This is a genomic window from Psychrobacillus mangrovi (assembly GCF_037104765.1).
GTDB lineage: Bacteria > Bacillota > Bacilli > Bacillales_A > Planococcaceae > Psychrobacillus > Psychrobacillus mangrovi.
Genome location: NZ_JBAWSY010000013.1, coordinates 67,671 through 81,972, shown reverse-complemented (window position 1 = coordinate 81,972; position 14,302 = coordinate 67,671). Strand labels below are relative to the sequence as shown.

General features: G+C 32.9%; 16 protein-coding genes. 2 read left to right on the top strand and 14 right to left on the bottom strand.

All coding sequences use genetic code 11. From position 1 onward, the window contains the following. Nucleotides 1-142 precede the first annotated feature (142 nt). From WAX74_RS15290 to WAX74_RS15245, 10 genes are all read right to left on the bottom strand, one after another. The gene (locus WAX74_RS15290; RefSeq protein ID WP_336498533.1) at nt 143-445 is read right to left on the bottom strand and encodes a hypothetical protein; all 303 of its coding nucleotides are present in this window, start codon (nt 443-445) and stop codon (nt 143-145) included. Between the two features lie 227 nt (nt 446-672). Beyond that, nucleotides 673-2,118, bottom strand: a complete 1,446-nt coding sequence (locus tag WAX74_RS15285; RefSeq protein ID WP_336498532.1) for an SEFIR domain-containing protein — start codon at nt 2,116-2,118, stop codon at nt 673-675. 361 nt (nt 2,119-2,479) lie between these two features. Beyond that, nucleotides 2,480-3,046 carry a hypothetical protein gene (locus WAX74_RS15280; RefSeq protein ID WP_336498531.1) on the bottom strand — a complete coding sequence of 189 codons (567 nt, stop codon included), beginning with the start codon at nt 3,044-3,046 and terminating at the stop codon, nt 2,480-2,482. Nucleotides 3,047-3,339: 293 nt separating this feature from the next. Further along, on the bottom strand, nt 3,340-4,299 hold the full coding sequence (locus WAX74_RS15275) for a DNA/RNA non-specific endonuclease (protein ID WP_336498530.1): 960 nt from the start codon (nt 4,297-4,299) through the stop codon (nt 3,340-3,342). 209 nt (nt 4,300-4,508) lie between these two features. Further along, nucleotides 4,509-4,721, bottom strand: a complete 213-nt coding sequence (locus WAX74_RS15270) for a hypothetical protein (RefSeq protein ID WP_336498529.1) — start codon at nt 4,719-4,721, stop codon at nt 4,509-4,511. A gap of 130 nt (nt 4,722-4,851) precedes the next feature. Beyond that, nucleotides 4,852-5,073 carry a hypothetical protein gene (locus WAX74_RS15265; protein ID WP_336498528.1) on the bottom strand — a complete coding sequence of 74 codons (222 nt, stop codon included), beginning with the start codon at nt 5,071-5,073 and terminating at the stop codon, nt 4,852-4,854. 251 nt (nt 5,074-5,324) lie between these two features. Next, the gene (locus WAX74_RS15260; RefSeq protein ID WP_336498527.1) at nt 5,325-5,759 is read right to left on the bottom strand and encodes a hypothetical protein; all 435 of its coding nucleotides are present in this window, start codon (nt 5,757-5,759) and stop codon (nt 5,325-5,327) included. Nucleotides 5,760-5,862: 103 nt separating this feature from the next. Next, complete coding sequence (locus WAX74_RS15255) at nt 5,863-6,411, bottom strand: hypothetical protein (protein WP_336498526.1); 549 nt, start codon at nt 6,409-6,411, stop codon at nt 5,863-5,865. 324 nt (nt 6,412-6,735) lie between these two features. Further along, entirely contained in the window at nt 6,736-7,224 is a 489-nt protein-coding gene (locus tag WAX74_RS15250; RefSeq protein WP_336498525.1) for a hypothetical protein, read from the bottom strand. A 121-nt stretch (nt 7,225-7,345) separates the two neighbouring features. Beyond that, nucleotides 7,346-8,770, bottom strand: a complete 1,425-nt coding sequence (locus tag WAX74_RS15245; RefSeq protein ID WP_336498524.1) for a WD40/YVTN/BNR-like repeat-containing protein — start codon at nt 8,768-8,770, stop codon at nt 7,346-7,348. Nucleotides 8,771-9,035: 265 nt separating this feature from the next. Between WAX74_RS15245 and WAX74_RS15240 the strand changes: the two genes are divergently transcribed. Further along, on the top strand, nt 9,036-9,446 hold the full coding sequence (locus WAX74_RS15240; protein WP_336498523.1) for a hypothetical protein: 411 nt from the start codon (nt 9,036-9,038) through the stop codon (nt 9,444-9,446). A gap of 311 nt (nt 9,447-9,757) precedes the next feature. Here the strand turns inward: WAX74_RS15240 and WAX74_RS15235 are convergent, their stop codons facing one another. The 4 genes from WAX74_RS15235 to WAX74_RS15220 all read right to left on the bottom strand — a co-directional run bounded on the left by WAX74_RS15235 (nt 9,758) and on the right by WAX74_RS15220 (nt 13,080). Continuing rightward, nucleotides 9,758-10,546 (bottom strand): lipid II flippase Amj family protein, encoded by a 789-nt coding sequence (locus WAX74_RS15235; RefSeq protein WP_336498538.1) that lies wholly within the window; start codon nt 10,544-10,546, stop codon nt 9,758-9,760. Nucleotides 10,547-10,948: 402 nt separating this feature from the next. Beyond that, entirely contained in the window at nt 10,949-11,143 is a 195-nt protein-coding gene (locus WAX74_RS15230) for a hypothetical protein (protein WP_336498522.1), read from the bottom strand. A gap of 16 nt (nt 11,144-11,159) precedes the next feature. After that, entirely contained in the window at nt 11,160-11,531 is a 372-nt protein-coding gene (locus tag WAX74_RS15225) for a YolD-like family protein (protein ID WP_336498521.1), read from the bottom strand. 211 nt (nt 11,532-11,742) lie between these two features. After that, nucleotides 11,743-13,080: a GIY-YIG nuclease family protein gene (locus tag WAX74_RS15220; protein WP_336498520.1), complete on the bottom strand. Its 1,338-nt coding sequence runs from the start codon at nt 13,078-13,080 to the stop codon at nt 11,743-11,745. A gap of 363 nt (nt 13,081-13,443) precedes the next feature. Here WAX74_RS15220 and WAX74_RS15215 point away from each other — a divergent pair, with 363 nt between their 5' ends. Continuing rightward, the gene (locus tag WAX74_RS15215) at nt 13,444-14,265 is read left to right on the top strand and encodes an ATP-dependent DNA ligase (RefSeq protein WP_336498519.1); all 822 of its coding nucleotides are present in this window, start codon (nt 13,444-13,446) and stop codon (nt 14,263-14,265) included. Nucleotides 14,266-14,302 lie beyond the last annotated feature (37 nt).

Genomic DNA, 14,302 nt, shown 5'->3' with positions numbered 1-14,302 from the left:
TAATCCAGTCCATCTACCTACAATAGTTCAATGAATTAGGCGCTCTCTTTTTTTTAAACGAATGAGCTGCGTCTTATTAAGTATTGCCTTTTTTCCGAAATTACAGAAGTTTATTTTCATGGTAGTTGAATAAGGCTTATTATTAAGAATTCCTGTTTTTCCATTGTTCATCAGTCCAAGGAAAACTTGAATATTGGATTAGATGAAACCCATTTATTTTTAAAATTCTTTGTGCTTCTTCTGAAAAATTGTAGGCAATAGCAATTTTTTTACTATCCGAACTTTCTAGTTTTTCAATACCTTTTGTAGCTTGTGAAAAGGTAACTACAAATTCATCCTTAGGGTAATATATTGCAGAGACAATCTCATCACTATGCTTCATTTGATTTCCGTATTTTTTTGGCAAAGCGTTAATTATTTTTGTAAAAGACTGATTTTTAAACAATGAAAATTTTATATTATATTCCCCTTTCTCATACTAAGTTTTATTGAAGATTAATGCCCTGGTAATTCGAATTTCACCCTTTTTATATCGGGTTTTATATATTTTCTTCTTCAACTAAACTGCCGCGTTAGTTTAAGTACATTTTTTCACAATCCCCTCAACTCTAAGAAAAGATAGAGAAAAGGTAATTTTAAGCGAACTTTATTTCAAAGCTTCAATTCACGTTTTTAATATTTTGCGATTTCATCAGGATTAAGTGACAAATTATAATGTATTTTGGAGCCCTTTTCTAACTTTTGTATAAGATATTTATTAAACTCTGCAAAAAGCACTTTCATCTCTTCTGCATCCTTTACAGGAAACATTACCTTAATAGTTTCAAAAAATCTCTTAGATTTAATTCTTGTTATGAATTGAATACTTGGGATTGTAAAATAAGGAGATGTAGCTGGATACCAAGCAAAATAATCTTCCGACTTACCATGTGCAAAGCTCAGGAGATAAATTAAAAAATCGGCTTGTATCAAGTCTTCGGATGAGATTCCGACATAATTTGCTCTATCAATAATAAGACGCCCCGTATTTGATATATATTTTTGCCCTGTCGAAGGTAGGTTAGTTTTTTCGATAAGTTCTGGATATTTATGAAAAATTCCAATAGAACCATCAAGTTCTCTATCGAAGTCATCCTTTACAAAGTAATGATTAGTTACAATTTCGTATATAACTTCATATTGTCTGAACTTGTACAATAGAGCAAATGTATAAATCATTAGTTCTACAACAAAGACTTTCATGTGATCGAATTGAGCATCAAAATAGCTAGAAGTAACTGACCCTGACCTTGTATAAATTAAAGGATAAATTGATTCAAAAAACTCTATTAATAGTGAAGTATTAACAACTTCAGCCTCTTTGATATATGTTTCTAAAAACTCGATGAACATATCACGTAAATCCATTGTGTCATGTAGGCTTTCAAATATTAATGGTGCAAGCTCATTGTAGTCAGAAGGTGTAATAGCATACTGTTTCATATCATTTTTAAATGTCTCAACAAAATCATTAAAATATATCTCTATATTTTTTGGTTTCCTTTCAACATCGTAAGCAAATCTACTTAATGCCCTTCTACTATCAGAGGATGTTTTCTTTTCATCTCGAAGTAAAAATGATGGAGGTGTCCCTCTTTTTGGTCTTACAAATTCAGGTTTACCATACAAATTTCTTAGTAATTTTTCAAAACCTTCTTCATAATTTTGGACTGAAGACATATCAATATATTTTGTTCCGCTAAGATAAGTTGGAACGTATTCTTCTCCATTTGGTCCTCTTTGAGCAATAATTGGTACAAATTTGGTTTGTTTTACATTTTTATAGACTTCGTTTGATATAATAACTGTTTCTGTCCCAACTCCACCTTGAAATTCATCTGCTTTTTGTTTATAGGTTTCGTCGCAGATAACTAACACCTTAGTAATCGAAGGATCATTGACGCTCCTTTGCATAAAAGCGTTTAAGTTCTGACCTTCAACTGCATCCCACTTATCATAAACTACTTCTACTCCAGCGCCTTCTTCTAATCGTGTCGCTAACTCGTTTACCCATTCTTCATGTTCCTGGCTTGACCAAGCATAGGAAATAAACACTTTATCAGCTTTAAGTTCTGTCATTCTTCAATCCCCCTATAAATAATTATGAACACCTGTTTATTCACAATTATTTCAAATATTACGTTTTTATTCAACGTAATTCGACAAGGGGTCATGCTTACTATATTCATTTAGTAGATTTTATACATATACATGAAAATAAAAACCATACATTGCCGAGTGATAAATTCATTTTTTGAGATAATTAACTTGAGGTGTTTTTCTCATTTTATTTACTCCAGTAAAATCAATGTTACTTCAATTGAATGTATTTTTACTTCAAATGAGTCATAAGTTTCTTGTTCAACTAAACTGCCCTGTTAGTTTAAATCAGAGAAAAGGCTTACCCCTTCTTGAAGTAAGGCACCCGTTAGTTGAATAATTATTGGTACCCACCATCGGACTCTGGGAGTGATTTATATTCATCCTTGCTTTTAATTATATTAAAGACATAATTTCTTAACTCAATTAGTTGTTTTGCATCGTTCGTTGGTTCGCAGTATTCCCCTGAAATTAAATGTGTTAACGTTTCACCGTTGATAATAATTTTCCACTCATCTTCTCCGTACGGTTGTTGCATACAAACCGTTCCGTTTATAGGTTCAGGTGTAAATTCCTTCGTCTCGGCTATATTAATTTCTTGCATTTTCTCATAAATATCTCTCATTTCTTCCTCTGTTAAGATTAACTCTGTGGTTGCAGTACCATCTGCTATTAAATCCTTAGTCACCGTTCCTTCAAAAGTATTAATTTCATTCTTTTTTTGGACACCGAACTGAATAGAAAAATCAAAATCAGAAGGCATATCTTTTGGCATATTTTGAGTAGTAGCGTTGGTTATATTTTTAGAAATCTCGTTGTTGAGTTCCTCCTCTTTACCACTTTGTTGACAGCCCAACAGCCCTATTGATAAAAATAATAAAGACAAAATTAAGCTAAGTTTTTTCAATATCGTCACCCCTTTTATAATTAGACAGAATTTTGTAGTTTTCGTTTCAACAGATCTTGTGTTAATTTGTTCACCTAACCTGTTCGTTAATTGAATAAGAAAAAAAGCTTTACTTCTTCTTGAAGTAAAGCACACGTTAGTGAAAAATAATTATATTTTCACCATACAAATATAGATGATATGACCATTAACTTCAGTTGTTCCTGTACAGACACCCATTCGCAAATTGTTATAAATCGTCCAACGAAGAAAATGTTCTTTCGTTCATTTATTTTGCCTAAAGTTCAAGGAGTTTACTCACCTACCATACCGTCATTATCATTATCGCGCATATAGGGGTATAACCAATGATCACTAGTTATTGGCATACTAAAACCTGCTGCTTTTGCTTCTTTAATCGTCACTTGTCCATTACCGTTTGTATCAACACTAGAAATATCACCGTTTGTATTTGGACTAGTTGAATTAGTGTTTGAACTAGTTGAATCAGAAGGCTCACTGCCTGTCAAACCGAGTGATGCATTTACTTCATCAGGGTTCACATTGTCAAATTTATCAACGACCTCATTACCCATTAAAGTATAGGTATACTGATAACTTGAAGGAATCTGCGTTTCTGTATTCGAATATGTGATAATTGCTTCAAAATTAGTAGCTCCAACTGCACTACGGATCACGTTTTCCAAATAAGCTTGATCACCATGTCTGTTGAGCGTACTATCTTGTGGGGTAATATTATAAGCATTCGATACCCCTCCGAGAGAATCAGCAATTATATGCCCTTCATCTAAATCTGCTCTTTCGACACCAGGAACTTTTGCTTCATCAGCGTAATATCTGCCAGACGATGTTACAGGTTCGTTACTGTCATCTTGTAGAATGATTTCCTCAGCAATGACACGTACTAGTTGCCCGTATTCATTAGTAAATGCCCAATATTCACGGTCCCCGTAACCAATATCAACGACGACGTTAGGTTCACGATATCCAGACAAATCACCACCATCAACTTCAATAAATTTGTATCCTGAGAACAGTTCATTATTTGGTTGGGTTGGTGTTTCCTCTTCTACTGGTTCATAAACAACCGAAGTGATAGTTTCTTCTTTTTCACTATTTATATTTGTTTCAACTGTGGTTACTTCTTGTGGATTTGTTTCTACATCTGTAATGGATGCATCTTCTATGTTGGTACAACCAACCATGAAGATGGTTGTTAAAATTAAGATTAAATAGTTCATTTTCTTTTTCATTTTATGACTCTCCTATGATAGTTTCATACTGTTCATTCTTAAAATATCGGAATGTTAACATAGTTCAACATTGTTAACCTATTGATAATAGCACATTCCAAGATTAACTGTTCAACTAAACTGCGCTTTAGTTCAATAAGAAAAAAGCTTTACTCCTTCTTGAAGTAAAGCACCCGTTAGTTGAATAAGAACAGGAAGATTTTGCTGTTTTAGCTTTTTATAGCTTTCCCAGCACCAAAAGTGATTAGAAGGATTAACATTAGAGAAAAGACTAAAGCCCAGCTATTTCCTTCTCCAAATAGGGCAGTTAATACCACATCAAACGAAGGAACGCCCAACGCACTCAGCAATGGTAATACAAAGGCTGTTGAAATAACACCCATTACGAAAGCTATTATAAATATTTTTTTCTTTTTATCCACAAGGTTCACCTCTTTTTCAACTATCTTAACACAACATTTAAAATTATCAGTCAATTAAACGCGATTAATATTATGGACCAATTGTTAAACGCAAGTTAAACAACACTCTTCCACTAAAGCACTCGTTAGCTTAAGAAGAACTTTTTCCTTCTTTCTTCTGTTTCTTACGGTAATAAAAACGCCATGTATAAAAGATAGTACATGCTATTACTAACAATAACATAGGAATAGACTGATATTTTTGTTCACCATATAATATAAAAATGCTTCCTACAATAAACGTTGGTATCACCAAATAAAACCAAATTCTTACTTCCTTATTTTTAAAATTTAATTCAAATCGTTCACTCATATACTCCACCCCGTTTATAACTTTCTTCAACTAACCTTTCCTTTAATACGTTCGAAACGAAATGAGGTTCCAATTTTTTACTACCATTTTCACACAAAAGCTTCTTCAACTAAACTGCTGCGTTAGTTTAAGTGTAACATTTCACAAATGATTTCTGAGATTTACTTGATGTTTCGGATAAAAAAAATAAACCATCAAAATGATGGTTATGTTTAACTAAAGCGCCCGTTAGTTCAAAAAGGAATAACAGTTTAATGGTATCGAAACCAAACAAACCATCCTTTTTCCTTACTTTTAGCTAAAAATATTTGACCCTGGGCTAAATCAGCTCCAGGTGCTTTAGTAAAATCTAAACGTACAAGCCATGATTTTTCAGCTATTTCTTTGCCACAAAAGGTTTTTGCCATTCCAAAATAGCCTTCTTCTTCATTATTACCAACTGTATTGAGAAAAGGTTTAGCAGTTACTACATTCCACTTAGTATACATGTCAGGAAAATCATCTAATCCAGTTCCATAGGTTTTTGGTATTAAAGTATTTAACGCCTCAATAACCTCTTTTTTATCCTTAAGCGATGTTTTCTCTAATTCACTTAGTACAGGACATTTTTTAGGCTGAGCATAAGTTTCAAATGAGACCAAAGTAAATAAAGATATGATTACCATCAATACATACAGTTTTTTCAAGATAAATTCACCTCTTTTCTAATCTTCCCAAATTAGAAAGAGGCATCCATACTCCTTGAAGTAAGCGCCCGTTAGTTCAATAAGAGAAATTTTTAGATTCGATTCAATAATCAATAGAATTAGCTATCTGAACTAAAATTTCAGGAGTAATCTTTTCGGATATTCTTTTATCTATACTAAACCTATATTGCAAATTATCTTTTTCAAAAACCAATAAGTTTGAACCTAAGTTTGGATTTGGACCTCCTATACTCAACAAGTATGCAGTGTTTCCACCCTTAAGTCTAAATTCCTTTATAACTTCTTTATCCAGTATCTTAAAACTATCCTTTACTGCTACATTAATCATGAAATTGTTCACTGATGATTGCTCATTTATAAACTCCATTTCAAAAATATCTCCGCTGTCTCCTTCAATAGTTCTTGCAAATAAGTGAGTAAAGACAACAGGAGGGACTCTTAATGGCAGCTGTAAATCCTGTTTATAATGGTGTTCAAAATCTTTTAAAGCTTCTCCGACAGTTTTATATCCAATTTCAAGATAACTTTCTTCAATAGTTCGAGGTTGGAAGTTAGAGTTTACATATGCATTTCCGTTATATACCCCACAAGTCAAGGTATACATGAGTACAAGTAGAATAAACTTGTTCAATTAAATCATCCTTTATTAATTTCTTGTATTATTTTATCCATGTCTATTCATACTATCCTTCTGAGGTTTACTTGATGTTTTAGGTAAAAAAATAGACCATCGATATGATGGTCTTGTTTAACTAAAGCACCCGTTAGTTCAATAACTCATAATTCGGGTGAAGGTTGAAATTCAATTGTTTTTGCTTGATACATTTTGTCACGATATTCATACACAATTACAAGTTGACCAACAAAGCCAGCTGGAGAAATTCGTGCTGAGATTGTTGCAATAAGTTGGTGGTCTTTTACTTCATATTTAATTACACCACCAAAAGCAATATCCTCAAATAAGTTTGTAGGTTTCTAAAGGGGTTATGTCAACTTTATATACTTTGTCGCCTATTCTAATTTCCGCTTTTTCTGTTGTTAACTTGGTTTTTACGTTTTTGTAGATAATTGCCATAGGATCATCAACACGCACATCAAACAATCCATTTGTATTTCTATAAACATAAACTTCTTGATCTAAAACACCAGTACCGTAACCTTTTGTTAAAATTATAATTAGTTCTTTCTTCGCGTCTTTGTTTATATCTTCGTAAATGATTTGCGGGGCATAGGTAGGGTTAGTATCGTTCATCCAATAGGGTCTAAAGTATATCTCCCCTTTGAAATCAATTTTAAAATCTCGATATAGTTCTCCCATTTTTTTTGCATAGATAGTTATATCGTCTTTTTTTGCTATTACAGTATATCCTTCCTTTGTAGCTCCTGCTTTATTCAGGGTAACAACAAGAAGAAATGCAATTATAAAAATAATGTATCTTTTCAATAGTTCACCACCTAATTTTAAGGTTCCCTAATGGTGTTTTCTTATTAAAGTAAAGCACCCGTTAGTTTAAGTGAAATATTTCAGAGTGTATTTTTTCAGGGATATAAACTTCAAATTATTATCATCTCTTCTGAATCTTCATTTCTTCCCAAGAATAATTTGGTATAGTTGCAATCCATAACGTATCTCCTATGATATCCACATCCAAAACGATAATATCAACCGCATCAAACACTTTTTCAGGTTTTCCTTCATCTTCCGTGTTAATCGAATAAATTGCTTCACCTCTATGTGTATAGCCGAATAATTTCTCTCCTTTTTTAATAAATTTAACTACCACTTCATCCACTTGAATTTTTCTCCAATTTGCCTCTTGAAGATCTCGGATCCAAATTCCACTTTGTGTGGTAACGAATAGCCTATTATTAATCACTTTCATATCCAAAGGTTCATCATTACTATTTGGCGTGGTTATCTCGTTCCAACCATCATTTACCCTTTGCAAAATCTTCCTTTCTTCTGTTAACCCTACTAAATGACCATTATCCGATATTTGAACCTCATAAAATGGTTTAGGAACAATAGCTTGTTCCCAACTCTCCCCTTGATTGAACGTATAGTAAACCTTTCCATTTGATAGAACAGTTATATGGTTATTGGTTGAATAATCGATAGTCTCAATCATATGGTCTAATGAAAGAATTTTCGTTCCTTTACTTTTAGAGGTAGTACCTACCCATAATTCTTTTTCGGTTGTTGCATATAATTGATCATTTCTATCAAACCAGGCGTGCGTTACATAATTATTAAATCGGAGTTGTGTCCATGTTTCTCCCTTGTTCTGGCTCCATTCAATAAAAGGTTGCTTGGTGGTACTAAATTGTGTTGGCTTTTTGTCTCCCCATACCACTAAATTGTTGTTTCCAGCGACAACTCCCGTAATTGCCATCCCTTTCTTTGTTAGGGCATCAGTACCCATACGTTTGGATAGTAATCCTCCACCGTATGGTAATTTATGAATGGCACTAACCACATCTCCATTTTGGGCATTGAATGAAATTCGAGTAAAACGGCTATCTCGATCATTTCCAAACACTGTTAGAATGGGCATACCATCAATTCTATCAAGTGTAAAATGATATCCTGTCGCCCAATCTTTTCCTGGTTTTAGTCCGTATTTATCCTTTGCTAGTTGGAGAACATCAGAGCTATCCAATTTAATCTCATCATAGGGTATTGTTGGAACCTGAGATTGCTTAATCGGTCTAAACACGGTAATTTTCTTTTCTGAGATACCAATTAATAAATGCTCGTCTGTACCTGGAGCCATAAATTGCACAAACCATCTAAAGCGTTTCCCTTTTCCTCCTCTCGAGCCTCCCATCGTTTCATCTACACTGTTTACACTTGTAAGTGTTGCTTTTACATTCCATTCTTTTGCCCTCTGGAATCCAATATTAATCGCTTCTTTTAGCGTAATTTCACCATCTGAAGCGATTGTTTCACGACCGAACAAATTTACAAAAACTAAAAAAATTACTAACAAACAAGAGATTTTTTTTAAGAAACTCAAAATTACCACCATCCCATAACTAAATAAGCACATTAATCTTATGGTTAATGTGCTTATTTAGGATGGAGTAAATGCTTCGTTATATTCCCTCTTAGATCCAATTTTACAAACAAAATACACCTTTTATCAAAGAATCCTTATTCAACTAAAGCAACCGTTAGTTGAATAAGAACTATCAGATTATAGTGGCAAATATTCCCATGTTAATTTATACTATTTATAAAAGGAGATGTTGTCATTGAAGAAATTTTTATTTACTTTTACTGTAATAATATTAGGTTTATCAATCTATACAATCACTTTTTCTACTGATTTTGTCGAAAAGAAAGCAGTAGAAAAAGTAAATAATGTAACATATCGATCCGTAACCCCAGATTATGAGTGGATTATTGAGTTTGATAAAGGAATAAATGAACCCATACTAAATACGGAATCACTTTATGTAACAGACGATAAAAATAACCTTGTTGCCGTAAGTATTCAAAGGGATAGTAACAAAACTGTTAGAGTTCTTCCTCCAGAAGAAGGGTATAACCAAGAACCAGTATATACTTTGAATATCAACAAGAATCTTGATTTAGAACATTTAGGAAAATATAATCCTCAAGATACATATAAAATAAATTTTAAAACAGAAGAAGATATATAATTTTAAAACAATTGCCCACTATTAGTGGGCTTTTTAAATTCCCTTGTTCAACTAACCTGCCCCGTTAGCCATCCATGCAGCACAAAAATAGTGCTGCACCACAGAGAATGAAAATGGTTAGTGGAGTCAATACTAATAGTCTACCGAAAACAATAGACTATTAATGCCGCTCTCCTCTTTTTTTTAACGATTAAGCAGGGGTCTTATTAAGTATTGTCATTTTTCTTTTCTTGAAGAAATTAATTTTCATGGTAGTTTAAGTGTAAGCTTAAGCACCTTAGGGTCGATGTTATTACAATGTATTTCTTAATCTATATAATGAACTGTGTAAACCAAGCAATATAATTTGCACCTGGAATGAATAACACCTGTGCTAAAAGTGTTCCTAACAATCTTGATGTCACCATCATAATAGAGGCGCTTTTTAAAGTGACATAGTTTCCTTTTTGGTTGATTACATCATCCGCTAGTATTGAAATTTTGGGGTCAATAAAGATAATTAGTAAGATTGTAGCTATACCATTAATTAAACCTGATGCCATAACAGCAGTTGTTGCTCTTTCAGGCGCAATTAGTGCAGCATATAGTGCGGATAAAACTCCTATTGTATAAATCGCTGTAATCAACATATTAATGCAAAATAATTTAATTGGTATATCTCGCCAGTTCATATCTTTTAAATAAGTATATCTAGGTAGATGAATATGTTTTTTTACACGTTTTAAATAAGGTATTGAAAACCCTTTATTCAATAACGCTGGAATCGATCCGCGTTCCTCTGCTAAATGAATGATTGCCCTTGAGAAAACAGCAATAAATGTCGGTAACAAAAGTAACCCGAGTATTGTTCCTAATGTTGCAGAACCAATTAGAATTCGATATTGACTCTCGACAAATTCTAAAGCATTTTCTTTTGGCGCATTATCAATCAAACTTCCTGTAAAAGGTTGTTGCATCATATTTGCTAACCTTGAAACCATTACCATCACATTAAATAGAGAAAGTGCGGATGCTAATAGTTTCACTCTTGCCCCTGATAAACGTACTGAGTATGCTAATGTTTCAATTGAATGAATAACTAAGATAAATAATGCAATCATTATTAATTGTGATGTGAAAAATTCCAAAGAGATTACCTACCCCACTTTTATTTGTTTGAAAAATTTCCCGATATCTTATCTATATCTCCAATATACTTTATATAAACGAATTAAGTGAATTTATGACAATACTCAATTTGATAAAATTCACTCCTTGTTCAACTATCTGCTTCGTTAGTATAAGTAAATTCTTTCACAATCTCATTCTCATTTTAACATAAATATCCAGTTAGGCTTGAACATAATTTTATTAGAGAAGGCGTCAACATACCATTTACGATAAAATAAACTTTTTCTTTAACATAACTTCTTGTAAATACATTGTTCGAAAGGAAATCACGAAAAAAGCACCGCGATTTGCAGTGCCTACCATTTGTTTTTTATATTCGAACCCGTTACCTGTTAAGTGTTTTTTTGTTGAAGTAAGGAAGTATTCTTCTCTCTCTCATCTATCATGCGACAATACTCCGCTAGCTCATCCATATCTTCTTTCGGCATATTTAGTAATTGATTTAATGTTTCGATTACATGTTCTCTAGGAATCTTTAGCATCAAAGCTTCCACTAATTGATTTATTTCCACGTCCTTTTGATCCATTTATATCACCTCTACTCTATTCTAATACAGTTACATCCACAACTTCATCCAGTTTATACTTATGTAACCCAAATGGATCATCCACTTCCATTGTTCTCTGTTTTAAATCCACACGCTGAATTATACCCCCGCGTAGAACATACTTGCCATCCCTCCACATTTTAATTGCTACATCACATTTTCGAGTCATAGCTAGGTTTATTGTTTCTTCGATTATTTCTAAATCCCACTCATTTAGTTGCGGCCGAGGAATTAATTGTTGTTCCCTAACATAATCCCTCATGAGTTTTACATGCTCTGGCAACACCATCGCAACCCATTTTTTAGATCCTCTATCCTGAACTTTTGATAAATCCAACTCATGGTCAAAATGGTCTTCCCTCATCATTTAAGTACAACTCCTTTTTAATTCATTATAAGAACAAACGTTCTTTTCGTCTAATTAAAAAGCAATGTCATTAAATTTTGGCTTTCTAATATACTCTCAGGATGACCAATTATTGTTAATAAACGGGTAATTTACATTCAGTTTACTTCATATGTTTATTGTACATCTGAGGAGGCAGTAATTTAGTGGCACCCTTATATAACGGTCTCTTTTAACGTTCCGAACTATTTAGTTTTTGTTTTAATGTGAGAGCTTTTGCTCGACGTTCTTTTAATTCCATATTGTGAATTTCGTTTATGTTCATTTTTTCTGATCTTAAACGTTCAATCGCTTCATCAATGATTGCAATTTCGTTGTCATAGTCTTTGAGTTTTCGATATGTCATTGCGTACGATCTATATAATGCTGGAGCATTGTAGCCGTTGTATCGTGCTATATCAAACAACTCAATAGCTCGTTCAAGGTTACCTGCTTTTCGTTCCTTATCGCCTTCTTCCCAATACGGCATCCCTCCGTCAAAGCCTCTCTCCCAGTCGTTCAGGTTCTTTATATCTTTTAATGGAACTCGATTGTGGATTGGATTAATAAGGACATCTTCTGTTGAAATTGTTTCAACTTCGCCAAACTTTTCTTTTAAAAACTTCCAAACATCAATTAAATAATAAGTTGGTATGTTTCGCCCTAGTTTCTCTAATGCTTGCTCTTGGTCTTTTTCATAATTAATCACGTAATCATCACCAATGTATATCCAAGCAGTAACTGATTTTGCATATTTGCTTTTAAGTATTTTGCTTCCGTTTGTTGACAATGTTGCTATTGTTTCACCTTGATACTTGTCTAATTTCCCACCATAAATGATACTAATCTCATCTCGTACATTTCGTGTGATAAAGACTACTGCTTTTAAATTTTCGTACATAACTTCATCAAATGTTTGAGATTTTATGCCAAAGTAATGTTCGTCTATCTCACTTGCGTAAAGATATGGAGCTGTTTCAAATTGGAGCTCAGGCGTGTTGGGACTGCGGTCATATCCGTTATCTCTTTTAGTGAAGAGTGGGATTATGCGGTTCGTTAGTCTATCTTTTGTTTCATTTAGTATTCTCGTTATTTCTTTATCCTCTACCTCTATTGCTTGTTCTTCGGTTAACCCAGTTCCAACAAAGCGAGAGTCAGTATCATACATTTTCCGAATTTTTTCAGCTTCATATGCTCGTTCGTGGAACACTTTATAACGGTTGCCACGTCCTTTTCCGACATAGAATATTTCACCAGTATTTTTGATAAACCATTCATATACATAAAAATCTGTTGCTATACTACCAGTATAAACGCCCACAGGCAATGTAGTAATAGAAAGCCCAGAGTTTTCGTTTACATCAGATGAAATATTGAATGATACACCCATGCCTATTCCAACATCGTTAGATTTTTCAGGTGGTTTTTTCATTTTTTCTCGTTTTAGTAATTCAATTTCTTCAAGATCTTTCTGATTATTATTCGTTTTGTCTTGCTTTTTATTTCCAAAAAATTTGCTAAACAACCCCATTTTAATACCCCCCTTTTTAACTTATTAGATAAGAAATCTTCACGTACTCACCTAATTTTTCTTATTCAACTAAACTGCTCCGTTAGTTTAAGTACATTCACATACTTATTCAGATTTTAACATAAATATCCAATTGGGTTAAAACTTATTTTAATGAATAGAGGGTCGAGAACCTAATACCATTTTACGATAAATCAATCTTAACCTTTAACATAGCCAAATAGAAAGTCGATGAATTTAGGTGTATTTATTAAATCTGTATGCCTTCTTTAGCAAATTGATATGACCAACTTCCTTTCTATTACTCTAATTACCAAATATTTTACAAGTATATCGTGTTACAATTACCTAGAGGTGTTGTATATGTTTATATCCCCTATGCTGCTACACAAATCAGAAAATCCTTTTGATGATGATTCATATATAACAGAACTGAAGCTGGATGGATTTCGTACTATATGGACAAAGTTTCATAATAGAGTGAGAATATACACTCGCCACAACAACGAAATTACCTCTATGTTTCCTGAATTGGTTGGACTCCCTTTACCAGACGGAACAGTATTAGATGGTGAAATAATTGTTACAGATCATGAAGGCAGACCAGATTTTGAAGCTGTTATGGAACGTTTCAAGTCAAAGAAATCAGAGCATAAAATCTCCTTCAGTGTTTTTGATATGATTTATTGCAACAATATTAAAGCTACAAGTCTTCCTTTAATTGAAAGAAAAGGTTTGCTTGAAAAAATAATAACTGAGGACACTCCTTTACTTAATAAAGTAAAATGGGTTGAAGGAGCAGGTATTCAGTATTTTGATTTAATAAAGCAGCACGATTTAGAAGGTATTGTTCAAAAGAAAGCTAATTCGAAATATCAAATTAATAAAAGATCACAAGATTGGCTTAAAGTAATTAATTACAAGTACGATAATGTTTATATATCTGGATTAAGAAAAGATACATTCGGCTTGCTTCTAAGTTTTGAAGATGGTAAGTATGCGGGTGTTATGGAATTCATGACCCCTCAAAATCGAAAAGAATTTTATATAAAATATAAAGACTTTATCACGGAGGAAAATGATAAATATATTTATCTTGGCAATCAGTTAAAAGCTAAGGTGAAGTACAGAAACCTTACGAAAAAAGGATTATTAAGAATACCATCATTTGTGGAGTGGATTTAACGCTCCACTTTTTTTTACTTATTTAAAACAATCTTGG